Source organism: Rheinheimera sp. B2H12, from assembly GCF_059620065.1.
The window spans coordinates 3186236-3207167 of sequence record NZ_CM184363.1 but is presented as its reverse complement, the minus strand read 5'-3'; the positions used below and the strand labels follow the sequence as shown (position 1 = coordinate 3207167).

Genomic DNA, 20932 nt, shown 5'->3' with positions numbered 1-20932 from the left:
GAACAGCATGACCATCAGAGTTGCAATCAACGGCTTTGGCCGGATCGGCCGTAATATAGTGCGGGCGATTTATGAAAATAATTTACAACATAAAATTCAGGTAGTCGCCATCAACGAGCTGGCTGAAGCCAGGGGTATGGCTCATCTGTTGAAATATGACACTTCTCACGGTCGTTTTGCCTTTCCTGTAGTTTTGCAACAACAAACCCTGATGGTGGCTGGTGATGCCATTGCGCTGTTTCATCAGGCTGATCCAGCGTTGTTACCTTGGGCTGAGCTGAATGTTGACATAGTGCTGGAATGTACCGGGGTATTTTCCAGCCGTGCTGATGCCATGTTGCATTTAACGGCCGGGGCGAAAAAAGTGTTATTTTCTCATCCGGCTGGCCAGGATATCGATGCCACTGTTATTTATGGGATTAATCATCAACAGCTGACGCCGACGATGCGGGTGGTGTCGGCTGGTTCCTGTACCACCAACTGTATTATCCCGGTGCTGAGTGTGCTGGATGCCAGTTTTGGCGTAGAAAGCGGTACTATTACCACTATTCATGCCTCGATGCATGATCAGCAGGTGATTGATGCTTACCATCCGGATCTGCGGCGGACCCGTGCTGCCAGTCAGTCGATCATTCCGGTCGATACCAAACTGGCACGCGGCATTGAGCGCATCATGCCGCATCTGGCCGGTCGTTTCGAAGCCATTGCGGTGCGGGTGCCCACCGTCAATGTCACAGCGATGGATTTAAGTGTCACCCTGCATCAGGATGTCACTGTCGAGGCTATTAATGCCGCCTTTATGCAAGCACGGCAACAATTATTGCCACAAATTCTTGACTACACTGAAGAGCCTTTAGTGTCAGTTGATTTTAATCATGATCCACATTCCTGCATTGTTGACGGCTCGCAAACCAGAGTCAGTCATAAGCGGTTGGTAAAATGTTTGGTTTGGTGCGACAACGAATGGGGTTTTGCCAACAGAATGATTGATACCGCCTGTGCCATGATGCAGTCAGATTTATCTCATTTCTCAGAAGGAGCTTGTCATGTCGGTAATTAAAATGGCTGATCTGGATTTGGCCGGAAAAAGAGTGCTGATCCGCGAAGACTTAAATGTGCCGGTAAAAAACGGTAAAGTCACCTCAGATGCCCGGTTACGGGCAGCACTGCCAACCATTCAACTGGCGCTGGATAAAGGAGCCAAAGTGATGGTGTGTTCACACCTTGGGCGGCCGGAAGAGGGCGTTTATGCGGCTGAATTCTCCATGCAGCCGGTGGTCGACTATCTGCAAAACGCATTAACTGCACCGGTCAGACTGGCCGCAGACTACCTGGACGGGATTGACGTTGCAGCCGGTGAAGTGGTGGTGTTTGAAAACGTTCGTTTTAACCAAGGCGAAGGCAAAAACGACGAGACGTTATCCCGCAGACTGGCGGCTTTATGTGATGTGTTTGTGATGGATGCATTTGGCACCGCGCATCGCGCGCAGGCGACTACCCATGGGGTGGCACGTTTTGCCGCCGTGGCTTGTGCCGGTCCTTTATTAGCCGCTGAGCTGGATGCACTGGCTGCAGCGTTAAAAAATCCAAAACGGCCGTTAGTGGCTATTGTGGGTGGTTCTAAAGTGTCAACTAAACTGACAGTTTTAGAGTCACTGTCAGGCATTGTTGATCAATTGGTCGTCGGTGGCGGTATTGCCAATACATTCATTGCGGCAACTGGCCACAATGTCGGTAAGTCCCTTTGTGAAAATGACTTAATCCCGGAAGCACAACGATTGATGGCGGCGGCGACCGCCAATGGCGGCCATATTCCGGTGCCAACAGACGTTGTGACAGGCAAAGCATTTAGCGAAGATGCGGTGGCAGAGTTAAAACAAGTAGCGGACATTTCCATCGATGACATGGTTTTTGATATAGGCCCTGACAGTACTGCTGCGTTAGTTAACATTTTAAAAAATGCCGGTACAATCGTCTGGAATGGTCCGGTCGGGGTGTTCGAATTTGAGCAGTTCTCCGCCGGCACCAAGGCTATCGCCGAAGCGATTGCGCAAAGTAATGCATTTTCTATTGCTGGTGGCGGTGACACGCTGGCAGCTATTGATAAATATGGTGTGGCTGAGCAGATTTCTTATATTTCCACCGGTGGTGGTGCTTTCCTGGAATTCCTCGAAGGCAAAACCTTACCGGCAGTAGAAATCTTACAACAGCGGGCTTTAAACGGCTAAACCATACAAGGTACTGACGGCAGCCATACGATCGGTTCAACCGGCAAGCTGCGCTGTAGCAACAGCCGCTGGCGTCAGTGCTTAATTTCTGCACCCTACCTAAAGAGAGAACTTTATGGCTTTAATATCGTTACGGCAAATGCTTGATCATGCAGCTGAATTTGGTTACGCGGTTCCTGCATTTAACGTCAACAATTTAGAACAGATCCGCGCCATCATGATGGCCGCAGATGCCACTGACAGTCCGGTGATAGTACAGGCTTCTGCCGGCGCTCGTAAGTATGCCGGTGCGCCTTTCCTGCGCCATATGATCCTGGCGGCGGTGGAAGAGTTTCCGCATATTCCGGTGGTGATGCATCAGGACCACGGTACGTCACCGGCGGTCTGTTTACAGGCGATCCAATTGGGCTTTTCATCGGTGATGATGGATGGCTCCTTAGGGACTGATGGCAAAACACCGATGGATTATGACTACAACGTCAATGTAACTCGCAGTGTTGTAGAAATGGCTCACGCTGGTGGTGTTTCAGTCGAAGGCGAATTAGGGTGTTTAGGTAGTCTTGAAACAGGTACAGCAGGTGAAGAAGACGGTATTGGCGCCGAAGGTGTGCTCAGTCATGACCAGATGCTGACCGATCCGGAAGAAGCTGCGCAGTTTGTGAAAGCGACTGGCGTGGATGCACTGGCGATTGCGGTAGGGACTTCACACGGTGCTTACAAATTTAGCCGGCCGCCGACAGGTGATATTCTGGCGATTGAACGGATTAAAGAAATTCACGCCCGCATTCCGGATACCCATCTGGTAATGCATGGTTCCAGTTCAGTACCACAAGACTGGCTGGCCATTATTAATCAATATGGCGGCGCCATTGGTGAAACCTATGGTGTGCCGGTGGAACAAATTCAGGAAGGCATCAAACACGGCGTGCGTAAAATCAATATTGACACCGATTTGCGCCTGGCCTCGACGGGTGCAATTCGCCGTTTTATGGCGCAAAATCCAGCAGAGTTTGATCCACGCAAGTATTTACAGGAATCAGTCAAGGCCATGACTGAGATCTGTAAAGACCGCTACCAGGCGTTTGGCGCTGCTGGTCAGGGGTCAAAAATCAAAGCCATTTCACTTGAGCAAATGGTGAAGTTGTATAGTTCAGGCAAACTGACGCCGAACATAAAATAAACTAAAAAATGAATGGTTTTTTAATTTTTTAATTGAGAAATTTTAAACATTCATGCAAGGGTAAATTGCAAGCAAAAATTTCAGCAAACAACGGCTGGGAGCTGTGGTGCTTATATTGACAACCCCCGGAATTGCTGCAATGATGCGGACGGTTTACCCTCTAACCAGGTCATACTTTTTTACAAGTCTGACCTTTCACTATACAGGTTACGTTAATCAGCAATTATTGGTTGGGAACTATGTCTAACAATAAAATTCGTAAAAGCCTGATCGCATCAGCAGTCGTTGGTGCCTTCATGTTCGGTGGAGTTGCTCAGGCATCTTCATTGAAAGAGATCACCAACGTTGGTGTTCAAATCACTAAAGCTTCAGCTCAGTCTCAGGAAAAAGTTAATAACATCTACGAACAATCAGCAGAATTACTGGCTGAATACCGTGTTATGGTAGAGCAAACTGAAAACCTGAAGATTTACAACGACCACGTTGCAACTCTGGTGGCTGATCAGGATGCCAACCTTGCTTCTTTTGACAAGCAAATTGGCACCATCGAAGGTACTAAACAAGGCATCGTTCCTTTAATGTACAAAATGATTGATACGCTCGAAGCTTTCGTGAAAGCTGATATGCCTATCGACTTGGAAAAGCGTCTGGCGCGTATTCAACGTGTTCGTGACAGCTTGACAAATTCAAACTTTGCAACTTCTGAGATGTATCGTTTAGTTATTGATGCTTACCAGGCTGAACGCCAGTTAGGCACAGTACTGAATACTTACACTGACAAACTGAATGTTGATGGCGGCGAGAAAACCGTAAACTTCGTGGTGATTGGTCGTGTTGCGTTTTTAGCTCAGACGCTGGATGACAAACAAGCCTGGATGTGGAATAAGAAAACGAATCAGTGGGAAGCTCTGGGTGAAGAATACCTGCAGTCAACCAAGTTAGCTATTCGTGTTGCCGGTAAACAAGCTCCGGTAGCCTTATTAAAACTTCCAGTGTTAGCAGCGGAGTAATTATAAATGAAGAAAGTGTTTAAAGGTTTAGTCATTGCTGCTGCTATGACCATGTCAGCGGGCGTATGTTTATCTGCTGCAGCAGATACAGCCAAGCTGGATCAGCTGTTAGAGCAAGTGAAAAAAGACCGCGCTTCCGAAGCTAAACTGGATACTGCTCGTGAGCAGGAGTTTTTGTCTGACCGCGCTGACAAACAAGCACTGTTAAACAAAGCCAAAGCCGCTTTTGCTGCTGAAGAAGCTCGTGGTAAAGCATTAACGCAAAAATTTGCTGACAATGAAGGCAAACTGGCTGCTAAAGAAGCTGAGTTACAAGCTGCTCAGGGTACTTTAGGTGAGATGTTTGGTATCGTCCGTGGTAACGCCACTGAAACTATCGGTGCAATCTCTACGTCAAACATCAGCGCACAGTATAAAGGCCGTGAAGAACTGCTGAAAAAACTGTCTGTTGCAAAAGAATTACCAACTATCAATGAATTAGAAGAACTGTGGATCGCTCTGCAAACTGAAATGACAGAGTCTTCCAAGGTCACTAAGTTCGATTCTTCTTATGTCACACTGGAAGGTGAAACTGCTCAGGGCAATATTACCCGTGTTGGTTCATTCAACCTGATCTCTGATACTGGTTACCTGGTATTCAACTCTGAAACTCAGCAAATGCAACCTCTGGCAAAACAGCCAGAAGATTATATTGTTGCTGATGCGGTAAGTTTCAAAAACACAGCTGCAGGTTCTGTTGCACCAGTTTATGTTGACCCAACTGGCGGAAACTTACTGCGTCTGAAAACTCAGGAAGCTACGCTGGAAGAACAGTTCCACTCAGGTGGTACTCCAGGTTACGTAATCACTGTCCTGTTAATCATCGGTCTGTTGATTGCAGCAGTTCGTTACATTGCCCTGACCAGCGCTCAGTCTGGTATCAATGGTCAACTGAAAAACCTGTCTAACCCATCAGAGAAAAACGCGCTGGGCCGTATCCTGAAAGTTTACCACGACAACAAAAACGTTGACGTAGAAAACCTGGAGCTGAAACTGGATGAAGCCATTATGCGCGAAACTCCGGCTATCGAAAAAGGTATCGGTATTCTGAAGCTGATTGCTGCAGTAGGTCCATTACTGGGTCTGTTAGGTACAGTTGTTGGTATGATCGGTGCGTTCCAGATGATTACTCTGCACGGTACTGGTGATCCGAAAATCATGGCTGGTCAGATTTCAATGGCGTTGGTAACAACAGTTCAGGGTCTGCTGTGTGCATTACCACTGCTGTTCATCCACTCACTGTTACAGTCTAAATCTAACTCAATCCTGCATATCCTGGATGAGCAAAGCGCTGGTATCATCGCTGCTCATGCGGAGAAGGAGAAAGCATAATGCATAGCCTGATAGAGCTTTGGGAATCTGTCAGGGATTTTATCGCAACCGGCGGAGATGTATTATATATCGTCGCCTTTGTGCTCTTTATGATGTGGGTTTTAATCATTGAGCGCTTTTGGTTTATCGCCCGTGAGTATCCAGTTCTGCGTGACAAGATCATCGCAGACTGGAACGCACGCACCGATACAACCTCATGGTATGCGCATAAAATCCGTGATGCGTGGGTGTCAGAAGCTGAATCTAAACTGAAAGAGCGGATGAATGTAATTAATACCTTAATTGCTGTTTGTCCGATGATTGGTTTGTTAGGCACTGTAACCGGTATGATCGCTGTATTTGAAATTATGGCGGTACAAGGAACTGGTAACCCAAGACTGATGGCGGCAGGTATTTCAATGGCAACAATTCCAACAATGGCTGGTATGGTTGCATGTTTATCTGGCGTATTTGTATCGTCCAAATTGGAAGGTAAGGTCAAGTCAGCAGTTCATAAATTGGCTGACAGCTTGCCTCATCATTGATAGAGAGTAATTTATGGCACGTAGAATCAGACGTGAAGCCGAAGAGGCAGCAATTGACTTAACTCCAATGCTGGACGTTGTATTCATCATGCTGATCTTCTTCATTGTGACAACGTCATTTGTGAAAGAAGCCGGTATTGATGTTAACCGTCCAAAAGCGGCAAAAGCACAATCTAAACCATCAGCAACCATTTTCGTTGCTATCCGTGCAAACGGTGAAATCTGGTTAGATAAACGTGCTGTTGACGTGGAGCGTGTTGGCGCTACCATAGAAAAACTGTTAGCTGAATCTCCAACTGATACTGTAATCGTTCTGGCGGACAAAGAAGCGAAGCATGGTGTGGTAGTTTCAGTCATGGACCAAATCAAGCTGGCAGGTATCGATAAGATCTCGATCGCTGCGGAGAATAAGTAATATGGTAAGGTTATTACTCTCACTATTATTTGGTGCGGTAATAACGTTTTTCCTATACGTATTGATGGCGTTCCTGGTTGATGGGGATGATGCGTTCACCAATGCAAAAAAGGAACAAATCGTTATTGAAATAAACTCGACACCGCCTGAATCAAAAGCTCAGACTCGTGTTCGGGTACCGCCACCGCCACCACCGCCGCCACCTGAGCCGCCAAAGCAGCAAATGGTGCAGGATACGCAGACGAATGATGTCGGTACAATCGGTTTTAATGCACCTACTGTTGATATTGGTGGTGCAGAAGCTGGTTTGAACGATCCTTCTTCAGCGATGATGCGCGATGGTGATGCGACGCCGATCGTTCGGATTGAACCAAAATATCCGCCGCAAGCGGCACGTGATGGCATCAATGGCTGGGTTAAACTGCGTTTTTCCATCATGCCAGATGGTAGCGTTGATGAAATTGAAGTCATCGATGCGCAGCCAAAACGGGTATTTGACCGTGAAGCAATTCGTGCAATGAAACGTTGGAAATATTCAGCGAAAGTTGAAAATGGTGTGGCCTTAAAACAAACAGGTCTGACTATCCAGCTTGACTTCAACCTTGATAGCAGTGGGGGTTAATTATGAAATTTAATAAACTTACATCTGCGTTGATGGTGTTTGCTGTGGTCGGTGTGGCTGCTTTACCTGTCAGTTCAGCTTTTGCTGCACCTGATGCGGCAAAAATTGCCGAACGTAAAGCGCGCAAATCTCAGGCTGTTGGTGAAAAAGTTGGTAAAGCCATTGCGAAAGCATATGAGTTATACAATGCAAATCAAATTGCAGAAGCTATAGCATTGCTGGAGCCGATTCAGGCCACTACAGATTTCGACAAAGCATTTCGCGCCAGATTCCTCGGCTCTTTATACGCTGAGAAAAATCCGGCCAAAGCTTCCCGTTTTCTGGAAGAAGCAGTCAAGCTTGATGTGCTGAGTTTTGCTGACCATTCGGCTTCGTTAAAGACCTTAGCTGACATCACTTTGATGGAAAAACAGTATGAGAAGGCTATCAAGCTGTATACAGCCTGGCTGGATTTTACTGGTGAACTGAATCCTGATGTCGAGATGCGGATTGCAAACTGTTATTACGAGTTAAAACAGTTTGCTAAAATTATCCCGCATGCTGATAAGGCAATCGCTTACTTCAAAGAGCCTAAAAAGGCTGCTTATGATATGAAGTACGTTGCTTATTATGAACTTAAGCAAAACAAAAAAGCGATTGAAGTGCTTGAAACCATCGTGACTCTGTTCCCTCAGGAAAAGATGTCATGGATCAGTTTAGGCCAGTTCTACGCGATGGACGAACAGTATGACCGTGCTTTAGCTATTTTCAATATGGCTTATAAGCAAGGTTATCTGACGAAAGAAAACGAAATTAAGCTGTTGTCGCAACTGTATAGCAACAACAATGTGCCTTATAAATCTGCTGCATTATTAGAAAAGCATATGAAAGCCGGTCTGGTGAAAAAAGACCGTGCCAATATGCTGGCAATCGCCAGTTCTTATAATGCTGCCCGTGATTTTAAGAAAGCTGCTGCTTATTTCGGTGAACTCGCTCAGGCTGAAAGAGATGGTGATTTATACCGTCGGCAGGGTAATGCCCTGTTGCTGGCGAATCAAACAGATGCAGCTGTCAATGCCTTATTAAAAGCACTGGAAAACGGTGTCAAAGATAAAGGCAAGGTGCATGCTGATTTGTTAGTTGCCTATTTTGATCAGGGAAAACTGAAAGAAGCCAATCGTCATGCGCAATTAGCACGTGATAACGGCCAGGCAAAATTTGCCAACGGCTGGTCAAACATTATCCGCCAACGTGCAGAGAAAAAAGGCATTAGCCTGTAATCTTTGCCGCTGAGTAGGTAGTAAAATAAAAAACCTGTGCTTTATGTGCAGGTTTTTTTTATTCTGCAATCAGCAACGTGTTGAGCTACACACATCGAGCTCAACCTACTGATTTGCATGCAGTATATAGTAGGTTCACATAGGGACTGGACCCGGCGCAAAGCGTCGGGGCAGTCTGACAGCTGTCATAGAAAGGTGTTTGGTAGAAAATGTTGCAGTGCTGGGCTTTGTGGCATCCAACGCTTGGCGTCCAACGCGTGGCGTCCAACGCTTGGCGTCCAACGCTTGGCGTCCAACTATTGGAAAAATGATAAAACCGGCATCTGCTGCTATCAGACCTCGCTGGCAGCGGAGCCATTGCTGATTTCAATTTCGGAGCTGCGCAAATCCAACATTTTATACTTTTCGATTAACGCATATAAAGTCGGGCGCGTTACGCCGAGTACATCTGCTGTTTTTGACAGATTGCCATTTGACAAATTATAAGCGTGCCGAATGGCCTGGGTTTCGGCCAATTCCCGCACTTTTCGCAATGTCATGGTGGGGGGACTTGACGATTGTTGTGCCGATAGTCCCAGGTCTTCGGCACAGATAAACTTGTTGTCAGCCATAATGACGGCAGACTTTAGCTTATTTTGTAATTCGCGAATATTACCAGGCCAGCGATGCCCTAACATAGCGTTGATGGCATCCTCGGTAAATCCCTGAATATTCGTGTTAAATTCAACATTGAACTTTTGCAGTAATGACTTGGCGATCACGATAATATCCTGACCACGATTACGCAACGGCGGGATATTTAAGGTGATCTCACTCACCCGATAGAATAAATCTTCCCGGAATGAGCCTTCAGCGACCATTTCCGCTAAGTTACGGTGGGTGGCGCAGATGACACGAACATCAACTTCGATTTCACTTCGACCCCCAACTCGTTCAATAACCCGCTCTTGCAGGAAACGTAACATTTTTGCCTGTAATGCCAGTGGCATATCGCCAATTTCATCCAGCATTAAAGTGCCACCATTCGCAGTTTCAATTTTACCTAATGTCGTTTTGTGTGCACCGGTAAATGCACCTTTTTCGTAACCAAATAACTCGCTTTCCAGCAAATTATCCGGAATAGATGCACAGTTGATGGCGACAAAAGGTCTGCTTACCCTGGGACTTTGTTTATGGATCGAGCGGGCAAACACTTCTTTGCCGGTGCCGCTTTCACCTAACAGCAGGGTGGTGATTTCAGTTGGCGCGATTTTCTCCACCATGCGACAGGCTTTCAGAATGGCTTCGCTGTTACCGATGATATCCTGGCTTTTATAGTTACTGGCTTTGAGCGCTTTATTCTCTGCTTCCAGTTCACTGAGCTTAAAAGCACGGCTGACAATCACATTCAGCACATCGACATCAATCGGCTTCTGATAATAGTCATAAGCACCCAGTGCCACAGCTTGCAGCGCATGCTCTGTATCTGTGCTGCCAGTAATGACAATGACTTTACAGTCCGGATTGTGTTGCAGAATTTCGGTCAGACAAGCCAGACCTTCAGTCGCATTGGTCGGATCCGGCGGTAAGCCCAAATCGAGGGTGACGACTGCAGGTTCATAACGTCTGAGTTGCTGTAAAGCTGAAGCACGATCCCCAGCGAGGATAAGTTCATAATCGGTTAAACTCCATTTTAACTGTTTCTGAATGCCTACATCATCATCAATTGCGAGTAAAGTTTTCATACAACGTTCCGTGTTTAAGGTGTTCTTAGTGTAATGGAAGCCTGATGGTAAAGGTAGTACCAACATCTAATTCGCTGTGTACTTCCAGCGCCCCAAGTTGCTGCTGAATAAAGGTCAGCGCATCGTGGGCACCAATACCCATGCCGGCGTTACCTTTGGTCGTATCAAAAGGTTTAAATAAACGGTCTCGAATAAAATCTGCGCTCATACCACAACCTGTATCGCTGATGGTTAAATGCAGCCAACTGTCCTGCACGCTCAGCTTCAGCCTGACTTCACCATCTGCTGCAGTGGCTTGTTGCGCATTATCGATCAAATGAAATAGCACATTGGTAAAACGTTCCGCATCAAGAAATAGTTTACAGTCTTCAGTGACAATTAATTGCGGTACTGGTTCCTGATGACTGCATCTTTCATCAATCAGTTTCTGTAATAAGGTGGCCACCTGGACCTGTTTTTTTTGTTCCTGAACGGATTGTTTATTGGTCAATTGCGCCAGCATATTTTGTAACCGGGTTTGCATAGCTTCGATAGTGTCAAAGGCATCATCGACGAACTCTGGATTATGCCGGTGTTTTTTCGCATTTTTAAGCAGCATATCGATTTGTGCTTTGACATTTTTTAAATCATGCAGCACAAAGGCCGACATCCGACTGAACGCTATAAACTGGGCATTCTCTGACAAAGTTTTACTGGCTTCGCTCATGAACAAAGAACTGGAAATTTGTTCAGAGACCGCATTCAGATAATCCCGCAGTTCCCAGTTGAGTTTTAGCCGTTCATTCACTTCAGGCGATAACAAACAGCAGCCCCAAAGCTGGCCATTATGCTGGATTGGTACCAGCAAGGAAAAAGACGGTTTGTGGCTGGCTTGCAATTGGAGAAAATCTTTCACATCAGGGTCGTGGCGGTCATCGAAGTCAAGCAACCAGTTTTTCTTCGAAAATTTATGTTGATATAACAGGGTCAGTGCCAGATCCTGCTCGTTGGGTTGATAATCAGCTGTGGTTGCCAGTACTTCAGCTTTAGTTTGCACAAAGCGTAACAAAGCACCACGACTGTAGCCAATGGCATGGCACCAGGCCTGGATACAAACGGCAGGGGCATTTTGATCGGCAATTTCTATTTGTTTTAATTCCCGACTCAGAGCTACCCATTTTTCACGATAGTCAAAAGTGTTAGCAAAAAAATGTTTTTCTATAAAAACTTTATACTTGCGGCGGATCGCATCAGAAAACAGCAGCACTGACAGGATGACACAGCCACCCACGATAAAAACGACCTGTAATAAGGTGGTCCAATCACCACCAAAATAACTCAGGTAATATCCAACCAGAGCCAAAATACAAAGGTACACTCCTGAAGCCAGCACCAGTGAACTTTGCAACACAATATCTCTGGAGACATAAACGTTAATACCCCAGGATTTAATCCGTTTTACCGCGACTACTAAAAATGGCAGCATTAACACGTGGACATAACCTCTGGCCTGCCAGGTCTGATGGTTAATCCGGCCAAGCAAGGTCGCTTCTGCCAGCAGATAAAAATCAAATAGCAGCACCACACCCAGGGCAATAATTAACGGTTTAAATTGCCATTTTTGTAGCGCCGACTGCCGATAAATGGTTTCAATCAGTGCCATCAGTACTATGGTCAGCATTAACGCAGACATGAGTTGAATTTGTAAACCCAAAAGTCCGACCGAGCCCATGATTAGCCAGCAGCCAAACAACAGCAGCAAAAGCTGGCTTTTTTTCTGCATTAACAGTTCGCGCAACGACAGATCTTTTTTATTCAGCGCGGCAAATAAGAAAAAAAACAAGGCGATTTTCTGCAGATTTTCTACCAGAAAAGAATAATGCGCAGAATATGGATCAAACTGTATTTGACTGTTGGCCAAAGCCCAGAGTACCGACAACAGGCTATAGCTGAGGAGCAGGCTTTTATGCGCGGTTTTGCTTCTGACGGTCAACAACAAGGCAAAAAACACCAGATAACCAGCGGCTGCTGTCAAAAAGCCATAACGGCCAAACTCAAGAGCTTCGAACATGGTTTAATCTCTGTTATTGTTTTTGTAATAACTGTTGTAAGTGAGTCACCGGGATAGCAAAGCTGATGCCGCTTGGATCACTTAATACGGCTTCTCTGCTGGATTTGACTAACACCATGTTAATGATCGCCACTACCTTGCCATCAGACTGACGATAAACGGCGCTACCGCTATTGCCTGGGTATGCGGTGGCATCCAACTGATACACCATAAAAGGTTGTTGTAATTGTCGCAAGGTGCGTGGATTTAAAGCGGTGGAATGATCCGCCGGAATGGCAATTGGGGTTACTGCACTGATAATGCCGCGGTGGGTGGCAGGGTATAGTCCCAAAACGCCGGTGATAGGATAACCAGTAAAGGCTATTTCGGTACCTTCAGCAATCAGCTCAGAACTTGCCAGGGCCAGAAAAGGCAATTTTTCTGCTATCGTTAGCAGCGCCAAATCATGCTCTCTACTTGATACTGTGTGCTGGATCCGATGCATGGTTGGTTGAGGGCCATGGCCAGATAACACCACATAACTTTCATTCTGACTGCTATTGAGTGTTTTTTCTATCACATGAAAGTTGGTGGCGATGCGGTTCCCTGGCGACACGGCAAAACCGGAGCCGATTAATTTCAGCCTTGGCGCTGCGGTTGGATTATAGATGCCAATAGCCACCACGGCGGGTTTGACCTGAGGCAATAAAGACACTAAATCTGCCGCTTGCAGAGCACATGAATATAACATACTGATAAACAGTAAAATTTTTTGCATTTCGATACCATCTCAGGCTAAGATTTTTGCAGGAAATAAGTGTAACCGCGGATGCTGGCTGAGGAAATCAAATTCGCAACTTTAGTATTTTGGTTCATACTCAAAACCAGACTTTGACAGCAAAACCGGCTAAAGGAGTGTGGATGTCGTCGTTCAGCGCAGGCAACAGTCGTGAAATTGTGCCTATTTTTTCCGGTGGTGGTACCAGACTCCCTTGTTATATCGGTATATTAAATGCGCTCCGTCAGTTAGAACTGGAATTTACCACTGTAGTCGGGGTGTCTGGCGGCAGTATTGTGGCGGCTTTGCTGGCGTCAGGTAAAAGTCTGGTGGAATTAAAACAACTGGCGCTGGAGACTGATTTCCGTCAGTTTCGTGGCTTTTCGCTGATTAACTTATTGCGAACCGGTGGTTTGTCCAGTGGTGATTTTTTTGAGCAATGGATGGATCAGCAATTAGGTGGTCGTACTTTTGCCGACATGGAATTGGATTTACATGTATTAGCCACAGATATTAATGGTGGTGGCCCTGTGGTATTTAATAAAAAAAATACCCCGGATTTTAAAGTGTCGCTGGCGGTGCGCTATTCGATGTCCATTCCACTGATGTTTTCATTTAAAAAGTTTGGTGACCACATCATGACGGATGGGGTGGTGTTGTCAGAAGATGCTTTACATCAGGACTGGTCCTGTCAGGGCGTGCCGGTGTTATGTTTCCGTTTGAAAAGTGAAAGTGAGTTTGGACCGGTCAGACACAGCAGGTTGTTTCCGCTTAAGTCTTATCTGCTGATGTTGATCCAGACTTTTATGAATGCAGTGTCCAGAGAGTATGTACACGCGCAATTCTGGCATAACACTGTGGTGATTAATACTGGTCATATTTCTTCGGTAAAGTTTGATATGACCAGTGCAGAAAAAGAACATTTGTACGATATTGGCTACAACACGGCATTTTCTGTGATTCCAATCAAGTTAAAGAGTTATTTTTTGGAAAATTAAATATTAGTTGTGGTTAGATAGGGTTAGGTATTTTCTGTCAGGCTAAAGCAGGAAAACAGCGTGATACTGTTTTCCTGATCCTAATTTAACGAGGTATCATATGAAACAGCTGAAAGGCTTAGCGGACAAACCAATTATTGGTCCCCTTGTTAAAAAGGCCATGTCTACGCTTGCCAGTAATGAAGCAAACTCAATTGCAGAGCACTTTTCGATGTATCTAAAACCACAGATTGCTAAATCTGACGAGCTTCGTCGGGAAGTTTACAAGCTTAGACATCAGGTTTACTGTGAAGAATTGCATTTTGAAGATGTCCGGCAAGGTTACGAAGAGTTTGATGAGTTTGACCCAAGAGCTATTCACTGTTTTATTCGTCACCTGAAAAGTTCTGCTCTGGCAGGCACAGTTCGGTTGATAACCTCTTCTGACGATCAAGAATTGCTGCCAATGGAGCAATTTTGTTCACATTCACTGACTGACGAAAAACTGCATCCGAAAAATTTTGCCCGCTCAGAAGTTTGTGAAATGTCACGCTTGGCAGTACCAGCCGCCTTTCGCAAGCGTCAAATTGATAAGTTTGAAGGTGGGGCGACCGGTGTGATTGATGAATCGGTGTTTTCTGCCACTGAACTGCGTTGTTTCCCTTTTATTGCCATCTGTTTGTATATGGCTGCAGCAGCTATGTCTTATAAAACCAAACGTTATCATGTGTTTGTGATGATGGAGCCGCGATTGGCCCGTAGTTTGAGTTTTGTCGGTATTAATTTCACCAAAATTGGTGAAACCATTGAATTTCATGGCAAGCGCGCACCTTATTATGTTGACTCCCGATCGCTGAAAAAAACCATGAGTTCTGGTTATGTCAAATTGCTGGAAAGTGTCGAAGCTGACTTATTCCGAAACGATGGCACGACAGCAGAATCAGAAGATAACTATTTTGGTCGGGCGATTGCTTTAGCCTGATAGCAGCAAACAGCCAAGGAGGCTGATGTGTCTGAGTATAAGTTTGATTACAATGAAGCATTTTCCCGCAATATCGGTTGGGTCACCGCAGCTGAACAACAAGTTTTACGTCATACCAAAGTGGCTATCGGTGGCTTGGGTGGTGTCGGTGGCGACCATGCGATTGTGTGTGCCAGGCTGGGCATAGGGCAGTTTCATATTTCAGATCTGGATACCTACGATATTCCTAACTTCAATCGCCAGGCCGGGGCATCTATGCTGACGGTGGGGCAGCCTAAAGCTGCGGTGATGGAGCAAACCCTGAGTAATATCAATCCGGAAGCAAAAATCCGTAATTTTGATCAGGGTATCAATGAAGATAATCTGGAAGAGTTTTTGGATGGCGTCTCCATTTATATTGATAGCCTGGATATTTTTGCGCTGGAAATCCGGCGGAAAGTTTTTCAACGTTGTTATGAAAAAGGCATTCCTTGTATCACGGCAGCGCCGATGGGGATGGGCACTGCCATGCTGGTATTTATGCCGGGCCAGATGACCTTTGAAGAATACTTTTGTATGCAAGCGACGCCGGCAAATGCCACAGAAGCCGAGCGGCAGCAAATCTTCAGCGACAATATTATGCGTTTTGTGATTGGCGTTTCGCCATCGGTGCAACAACGGCATTATTTGGTGGAACGCAGTTCTGTCAATTTCTTCAAGAAAAAAGTGCCTTCGACTTGTATGGGTATTTCATTGGCAGCTGGTGTGCTTTGCACCAATGTGCTGAAAATCATTCTGCAACGCGGCGACGTGATCCATGCGCCGCACGGCTTACATTTTGATGCCTATCGTAACAAACTGATTAAAACCTGGCGGCCATTTGGCAATAAAAACCCGCTGCAAAAGTATATGTTCTGGCGGCTGAAAAAAATTCTGCAAATGAGCTGACAGCTTCAAAATCGACTTGAGAGACCAAAAACAGCCATCCTTATTATGATGGCTGTTTTTTTATAGCCAGCGCGGGATGTCAGACAATGCCATCTTAAACTTTGTTCAGTACTATCTCAGTCGGGTGGTGGCTCGAGCCAGTGCGATAACGCTGTTCCATAATTCTGGCCAAAACTTTTCACCTGGTGTCAGCTTTTTTATCAGTAGTGAAACCACTCTTTTTAAATGCATTTAAAATCAATGATTTAACACTTGGCACAGCCTTTGCTTTATCTATTAAGCAAAGGCAGAGCATGACCCAAATTCAACGGAGAGTATCAAATGAAAGTGAAAGCATTAGCGTTAGTCGCATCACTGTTAGCAGCACCAGTATTTGCGCAACCAATCTACATCGATATCGGAGCTAACTATGGCGGTAACGCCAATAAAGTCGATGGTGTGACCACCACTGGCTGGTTAGAAGAGCTGCAGTTTAACTACAACTCATGGTCAAAAGTGGTTGATACCAACAACAACTTAACTATCGATGCTGGTGATGTGATCACTTCTACCGGTGGTTTAAAAGGCTCAGGTTTTAATAACTTTGCCGCTTTGTTTGGCAACAACTCCATCAGTTCATTTTTACCACAACAGTTTGGCGCCTTTGGTCCAAGCAATAATGGTTATAAAAATGGCTGGGAACTGAGTTTTGGTTTTGACAATCTGGTTGGTACTATCGATGCGTTCGGTGGTGTAAACTGGACTAGCGGTACTATTTCTTTCTATGCAACCACCAACGTGTCATCTTGTGCCATCGCAAATAACACAGCCTGTTTTACCCGGTTGTTTGATATGAGTGTGACCACTGGTGGCAACATTCCAAGCGCAACCATTTTGGCTGGTTATTTAACCAACTTTAACACCACTGACAGTATCAATGGTGTAGTTGCAGGCGATCTGTTTAACACCAATTCAAATGGTGTGAACAAATCTTTCCGTGAATTGCATGACGAGTTGGCGTTAGACGGTCTACAGCAGAAGTTTAACTTTCTGGTTGACCAAAACGTAGCTGCCTTACCAGCTGTGACTGGTTATGACGCCGGAACTAAGACCTTTACTTTAGCTCGCGCCCTGCATGACGGTTCACTGTCGTTCTCAGTACCTGAGCCAACTTCAGTTGCAGTGTTAGGTTTAGGCCTGCTAGGTTTAGGCTTCAGCCGCAGAAACAAAAAAGCACAATAATTTGCCAGTTGTCGCACTGTTTTTACAGTGCGACAGTTTCGCAAGTATAAAAAACCCGGCATTCTCGCCGGGTTTTTTGCTCTGATAGAACCCATGCTATTCCTGCTTATGCTCTTGACGTCCAATCCAACGCTTGGCGTCCAGCCTCATGCTGTTGATAATGTGAATGGTCGGTCAATAGGACAGAGCTCTGCAAAGGGCTGGAAGGCACCAAAACTCCCTCGGCTTTTTCATTTACCGCGACTCAGCCATCAACTGTTGGACTGTCGCTCTGCATTGGGCATTACAGGTCGCACTTCGTGGTGCACTTGGTGGTGCACTTCGTGGTAAGCCCAAGGTTTGGCATTCAACCTACGCATCCTGGAAGCTGACCTATTGCTGCGCATGTAAAAAAGCCCGGCATTTAGCCAGGCTTCCAATGTTCAGAATCGGAGTTAACTTAGATTGCCGTTTCCAGTTCAGCTTTACGCTTTAACAAGGCTTGGTCTGTGGTTTCGATCGTGCTTAACACTGCCTTGGCTTTGTTTTTCTGATCGGTTTTGATCAGCGACTCCACGTAATGCAGTTGTACTTCAGCATGTTTCGGTCTGATTTCCAGCGACTTGGCAAAGGTTTCTTCCGCTTGCTGGAATTTTTGCTGTTTCAGTAAAATTTTACCGTAAGTATCCAGTACATCCGGATGATTTGGCACCAGTTTAAGCGCTCGGCGAATTTGTACCACGGCTTCGTCCAGCTTGTTTTGTTCAGACAACAACCAGGCGTAGTTATTCAGCGCGACAAAATCTTTACTGTCATCTTTGAGCACTTGCTGATACACCGCAATGGATTCTTCAGGTTTATCAGCCAGCACATAGTTAGCATACAAAGCACGTAAGGATGCATTATCGCCATGTTTCTGCAGATGGGCCTGGATCATTTCCGCCGCTTTCGCTGGCGAGCGGTACGCTGCGGTCAGATCGGCCAGTGCCGACAATGCAGCCGGATTTGGCGCTTGCTGATAGCTTTGTTCTAACAATTCAATGGCTTTACTTTGCTGACCGGCCGCTGCAAATAACCGGCCTTTCAGATACATCACTTCCGGATTTTTATTTTCTTCCGCACCCAGTTGCTCGATAGTCGCCAAGGCGGCTTTAAAATCACCGGACTCAGCCAGGTAAGAAGCTTTGCTGCGCAGCAATTTTGGATGATTTGGCAATTTTTTCAGGTTTTTATCAATCAGTTCAATCGCTCGCTTGTAATCACCGGTGCCAGCCAGCGCGCTGGCAAATGACAGCTCTGCATCGGCAGATTCCGGATTGGCAGCTACCCATTCCCGACTGACCGCCAGTACTTGCTGCGGGTTATTCTGCTGGGCGTGCGCATTGAGTAATAAAGCCCAATACAGCGGTGATTTGTTACTCATTTTGACCCCAGGCCCGGTCAGTGTTTCAACAGTGGCTTGTGGTTTTTGTTCTGACAAATAAATCGATGCCATAGTCAGCCGCAGATCCGGATTGTCCGGATTTTTTGCCACTGCATCTTCACTCAGTTTGACGGCATCGGCGGTATTATTTAACGCTTTGCTGATGGCATAATATTGTGACAAGGCTGGCACATACTTCGGATCTTCAGTGACGGCTTTTTTCAGCAGGGCAGCAGATTGTTCCAGTTTATTCTCACGGGCGGCCACCATGGCTTGCAACATCAGAGTAAACGGATTATTGGCGGTATTTTGTTGCGCCAGCTCCAACATCTTGCTGGCATCGGCCTGATTATTTTGTAACAGGTCGATATAAGCTTTCAGGTTATAACCCACCAGTGCTTGTTTCGGATCGGCCAGCCATTTATCCGCCAGCGCATCTGCTTTATCAAATTCGCGGTTGCGGATATAGCTTTGCGCCAATACAATCCGAGTACTATCGGCATTTGGATCGGTTTTTAACGCATTTTCCAATTCCTGCAGACCCTGTTGCTCCAGGCCTTCAACCCCAAGTTTGACGGTCGCCAGCATGGAGACTGCGGCATCATCTTTAATACCGCCGCTTTCGTATTTCTTAATCAGATCACGGGCGGCACCGGCTGAGCCTTGTTTCATCAATTGGTATGAAGTTGCGGCAATGACCCGGTAATCCAGACTGGCTGGATCTTTGGCCAATAAATTTTTATTCACTTCATCGGCACGGCCGTTTTTCAGCAATAACGACGCATGTAAGGCTTCAAGTTCCGGATTGGCAGCCAAAGTATGCTTGATTGCATCCAGATGGACCAGCGCCTGCGTTTCCAGATTCAGGTTTAACGAACTCAGTGCCGCCAGTAAACGGGTTCTGTCGTCTTTCATGCCATTGTTTAACGCCCGTTCGGCATGTTCTTTCGCACCGGTGAAATCTTTTCGCTCATACAGCACTACAGCTTTTAAAAAGTTGGCAAAAGGCTGTTCCGGAAAAGTTTTTAATAAAAATGCCAATTCTTTTTCAGCATCATCATATTGTTCCAGCGTCACCATACTTTGCGTCATCATCAGTTGGGCGGCAAAGTCGCGCGGCATCACTGTTAAATAAGCTTTGAAGGTCTCAATGGCCGCTTTATCTTCGGCATTGCTTTGTTGCAAACGTGCTTTAAACACTAAAGCATCCGGATATAACAAGCTGGCATCGGTAATTTTGCCCAAAGTCGCAATAGCTGCCGGTAAGTTTTTGGCGTTAGTGTTGATGGCTGCTTCGGCAAAAATGGCGACATCGGCATTGCGTTGTTGTTTACTCAGCCGCTGGAAAATTTCCTCAGCTTTGGCCTGATCATCAGAGTCGGCTTCGACCAAAGCGCGGTATAAGTCGAGATAGTCATGCTGGGCTGGCGAAATGGCGCTGTCATCGATGAATTTACTCAGCACCGCTTTGTAGTCTTTGTTACCAAAGTAACTGCGGAATAAACCCGCGACCACCAAATCTTTTTCCACGCCAAGTTCAATGGCGCGTTCGAATTCTTTACTGGCTGCCGCCAAATCACCAGATTTCAGATAAACCTTACCCAGCGCCAGTCGATAGTCTTTGTTGTCAGGCTCTTGTTGCACTGCAGATTTTAATTCGATGACGGCGGAAGAATAGTTTTCTTGCTGTAAAAATTTCTGGGCATCAGCAAAGTGCGCGGCGCTGTCTTTTTGACTGCAACCGGTACTCAGAACTGCGATGATCCCTGCTGCGACTATACTACGTGTTTTCATGACGAGACTCCGGTTGGCTCAGCCAGGCTGAGTGATTATCCATAAATCCTGTTTTCCAGTGTGTCCGCCGGTCAGCTGCGGCATCGCAGCGCCGGCAGCAATTCCTGTTAGCCTTGTTTTTGTTCGACAAAGCTCAGTAATGAACCAAAAGTTTCAAAAATTTCTGCTGAAATTTCATCATCGTCGACACTGATACCAAGCTGCTCTTCCAACGTGGTGATCACGCTAATCACGGCGACTGAATCGAATTCAGCGATAGCGCCTAATAAAGCAGTGTCTGTCTGATAGCTTTTATCAATTTGTAAAACAGAATTGAGAATATCGGTAAGTAATTGATGTGTCATGGATCGTTCCTTGAGTAGCGCGGTTTTTGCAACAACTGAATCACCTGAGATGATTATGCACGGCACAAATCAAATCTGAACAAAAAATACAGTCGGCTTTCTGATTAAAGTGTTTTATTATTGCACACAAAAGGACTAAAAGTGA

General features: G+C 45.9%; 18 protein-coding genes. 13 read left to right on the top strand and 5 right to left on the bottom strand.

The genetic code is table 11. The annotated features are described in order from the left end of the window. Positions 1-7 precede the first annotated feature (7 nt). The 9 genes from epd (at position 8) to AC53GJ_RS13710 (ending at position 8609) form a co-directional block, all read left to right on the top strand. The gene (epd, locus tag AC53GJ_RS13750; RefSeq protein ID WP_496728418.1) at positions 8-1060 is read left to right on the top strand and encodes an erythrose-4-phosphate dehydrogenase; all 1053 of its coding nucleotides are present in this window, start codon (positions 8-10) and stop codon (positions 1058-1060) included. Further along, positions 1047-2228 carry a phosphoglycerate kinase gene (locus tag AC53GJ_RS13745; RefSeq protein WP_496728417.1) on the top strand — a complete coding sequence of 394 codons (1182 nt, stop codon included), beginning with the start codon at positions 1047-1049 and terminating at the stop codon, positions 2226-2228. Before epd ends, AC53GJ_RS13745 begins: the two co-directional genes overlap by 14 nt. 115 nt (positions 2229-2343) lie before the next feature. Next, a complete protein-coding gene (gene fba / locus AC53GJ_RS13740) occupies positions 2344-3408 on the top strand; it encodes a class II fructose-bisphosphate aldolase (RefSeq protein WP_496728415.1) in 1065 nt (354 codons plus the stop codon). A gap of 239 nt (positions 3409-3647) precedes the next feature. Beyond that, complete coding sequence (locus AC53GJ_RS13735; protein WP_496728413.1) at positions 3648-4418, top strand: DUF3450 domain-containing protein; 771 nt, start codon at positions 3648-3650, stop codon at positions 4416-4418. A 117-nt stretch (positions 4419-4535) separates the two neighbouring features. Continuing rightward, the gene (locus tag AC53GJ_RS13730) at positions 4536-5789 is read left to right on the top strand and encodes a MotA/TolQ/ExbB proton channel family protein (RefSeq protein ID WP_496728411.1); all 1254 of its coding nucleotides are present in this window, start codon (positions 4536-4538) and stop codon (positions 5787-5789) included. Next, positions 5789-6313 (top strand): MotA/TolQ/ExbB proton channel family protein, encoded by a 525-nt coding sequence (locus AC53GJ_RS13725; RefSeq protein ID WP_496728409.1) that lies wholly within the window; start codon positions 5789-5791, stop codon positions 6311-6313. The genes AC53GJ_RS13730 and AC53GJ_RS13725 overlap by 1 nt, the downstream gene beginning before the upstream one ends. A gap of 13 nt (positions 6314-6326) precedes the next feature. Then, on the top strand, positions 6327-6728 hold the full coding sequence (locus tag AC53GJ_RS13720; protein WP_496728407.1) for an ExbD/TolR family protein: 402 nt from the start codon (positions 6327-6329) through the stop codon (positions 6726-6728). Position 6729: 1 nt separating this feature from the next. Beyond that, a complete protein-coding gene (locus tag AC53GJ_RS13715) occupies positions 6730-7350 on the top strand; it encodes an energy transducer TonB (protein ID WP_496728405.1) in 621 nt (206 codons plus the stop codon). A 2-nt stretch (positions 7351-7352) separates the two neighbouring features. Continuing rightward, positions 7353-8609, top strand: coding sequence for a tetratricopeptide repeat protein (locus tag AC53GJ_RS13710; RefSeq protein ID WP_496728404.1), 1257 nt, complete (start codon positions 7353-7355; stop codon positions 8607-8609). Between the two features lie 332 nt (positions 8610-8941). Here AC53GJ_RS13710 and prsR read toward each other — a convergent pair whose 3' ends face one another. Genes prsR through AC53GJ_RS13695 form a run of 3 tightly spaced genes read right to left on the bottom strand, consistent with a single transcriptional unit; the run spans position 8942 to position 13140 of the window. After that, positions 8942-10333: a PEP-CTERM-box response regulator transcription factor gene (gene prsR, locus AC53GJ_RS13705; RefSeq protein ID WP_496728402.1), complete on the bottom strand. Its 1392-nt coding sequence runs from the start codon at positions 10331-10333 to the stop codon at positions 8942-8944. A gap of 25 nt (positions 10334-10358) precedes the next feature. Then, a complete protein-coding gene (prsK, locus tag AC53GJ_RS13700; protein ID WP_496728400.1) occupies positions 10359-12383 on the bottom strand; it encodes an XrtA/PEP-CTERM system histidine kinase PrsK in 2025 nt (674 codons plus the stop codon). A gap of 13 nt (positions 12384-12396) precedes the next feature. After that, positions 12397-13140, bottom strand: a complete 744-nt coding sequence (locus tag AC53GJ_RS13695) for a S1 family peptidase (RefSeq protein ID WP_496728398.1) — start codon at positions 13138-13140, stop codon at positions 12397-12399. A 143-nt stretch (positions 13141-13283) separates the two neighbouring features. Here AC53GJ_RS13695 and AC53GJ_RS13690 point away from each other — a divergent pair, with 143 nt between their 5' ends. From AC53GJ_RS13690 to AC53GJ_RS13675, 4 genes are all read left to right on the top strand, one after another. Continuing rightward, a complete protein-coding gene (locus tag AC53GJ_RS13690) occupies positions 13284-14138 on the top strand; it encodes a patatin-like phospholipase family protein (RefSeq protein WP_496728396.1) in 855 nt (284 codons plus the stop codon). 211 nt (positions 14139-14349) lie between these two features. Then, positions 14350-15099 carry a PEP-CTERM/exosortase system-associated acyltransferase gene (locus tag AC53GJ_RS13685; protein WP_496728395.1) on the top strand — a complete coding sequence of 250 codons (750 nt, stop codon included), beginning with the start codon at positions 14350-14352 and terminating at the stop codon, positions 15097-15099. 27 nt (positions 15100-15126) lie between these two features. After that, the gene (locus AC53GJ_RS13680) at positions 15127-16026 is read left to right on the top strand and encodes a ThiF family adenylyltransferase (RefSeq protein ID WP_496728393.1); all 900 of its coding nucleotides are present in this window, start codon (positions 15127-15129) and stop codon (positions 16024-16026) included. Between the two features lie 321 nt (positions 16027-16347). After that, complete coding sequence (locus AC53GJ_RS13675) at positions 16348-17247, top strand: PEP-CTERM sorting domain-containing protein (RefSeq protein WP_496728391.1); 900 nt, start codon at positions 16348-16350, stop codon at positions 17245-17247. A 439-nt stretch (positions 17248-17686) separates the two neighbouring features. On the opposite strand, the gene prsT is transcribed toward AC53GJ_RS13675, so the two are convergent. After that, entirely contained in the window at positions 17687-20443 is a 2757-nt protein-coding gene (prsT, locus tag AC53GJ_RS13670) for an XrtA/PEP-CTERM system TPR-repeat protein PrsT (protein ID WP_496728389.1), read from the bottom strand. A 107-nt stretch (positions 20444-20550) separates the two neighbouring features. Continuing rightward, the gene (locus AC53GJ_RS13665; protein ID WP_496728387.1) at positions 20551-20787 is read right to left on the bottom strand and encodes a phosphopantetheine-binding protein; all 237 of its coding nucleotides are present in this window, start codon (positions 20785-20787) and stop codon (positions 20551-20553) included. Between the last annotated feature and the right edge of the window lie 145 nt (positions 20788-20932).

What these genes read in the sequence shown, in the direction of transcription:
- epd (WP_496728418.1), top strand. Translation starts at nt 8, where the DNA reads ATGACCATCAGAGTTGCAATCAACGGCTTTGGCCGGATCGGCCGTAAT.
- AC53GJ_RS13745 (WP_496728417.1), top strand. Translation starts at nt 1,047, where the DNA reads ATGTCGGTAATTAAAATGGCTGATCTGGATTTGGCCGGAAAAAGAGTG.
- fba (WP_496728415.1), top strand. Translation starts at nt 2,344, where the DNA reads ATGGCTTTAATATCGTTACGGCAAATGCTTGATCATGCAGCTGAATTT.
- AC53GJ_RS13735 (WP_496728413.1), top strand. Translation starts at nt 3,648, where the DNA reads ATGTCTAACAATAAAATTCGTAAAAGCCTGATCGCATCAGCAGTCGTT.
- AC53GJ_RS13725 (WP_496728409.1), top strand. Translation starts at nt 5,789, where the DNA reads ATGCATAGCCTGATAGAGCTTTGGGAATCTGTCAGGGATTTTATCGCA.
- AC53GJ_RS13720 (WP_496728407.1), top strand. Translation starts at nt 6,327, where the DNA reads ATGGCACGTAGAATCAGACGTGAAGCCGAAGAGGCAGCAATTGACTTA.
- AC53GJ_RS13715 (WP_496728405.1), top strand. Translation starts at nt 6,730, where the DNA reads ATGGTAAGGTTATTACTCTCACTATTATTTGGTGCGGTAATAACGTTT.
- AC53GJ_RS13710 (WP_496728404.1), top strand. Translation starts at nt 7,353, where the DNA reads ATGAAATTTAATAAACTTACATCTGCGTTGATGGTGTTTGCTGTGGTC.
- prsR (WP_496728402.1), bottom strand. Translation starts at nt 10,333, where the DNA reads ATGAAAACTTTACTCGCAATTGATGATGATGTAGGCATTCAGAAACAG.
- prsK (WP_496728400.1), bottom strand. Translation starts at nt 12,383, where the DNA reads ATGTTCGAAGCTCTTGAGTTTGGCCGTTATGGCTTTTTGACAGCAGCC.
- AC53GJ_RS13695 (WP_496728398.1), bottom strand. Translation starts at nt 13,140, where the DNA reads ATGCAAAAAATTTTACTGTTTATCAGTATGTTATATTCATGTGCTCTG.
- AC53GJ_RS13690 (WP_496728396.1), top strand. Translation starts at nt 13,284, where the DNA reads ATGTCGTCGTTCAGCGCAGGCAACAGTCGTGAAATTGTGCCTATTTTT.
- AC53GJ_RS13685 (WP_496728395.1), top strand. Translation starts at nt 14,350, where the DNA reads ATGTATCTAAAACCACAGATTGCTAAATCTGACGAGCTTCGTCGGGAA.
- AC53GJ_RS13675 (WP_496728391.1), top strand. Translation starts at nt 16,348, where the DNA reads ATGAAAGTGAAAGCATTAGCGTTAGTCGCATCACTGTTAGCAGCACCA.
- prsT (WP_496728389.1), bottom strand. Translation starts at nt 20,443, where the DNA reads ATGAAAACACGTAGTATAGTCGCAGCAGGGATCATCGCAGTTCTGAGT.
- AC53GJ_RS13665 (WP_496728387.1), bottom strand. Translation starts at nt 20,787, where the DNA reads ATGACACATCAATTACTTACCGATATTCTCAATTCTGTTTTACAAATT.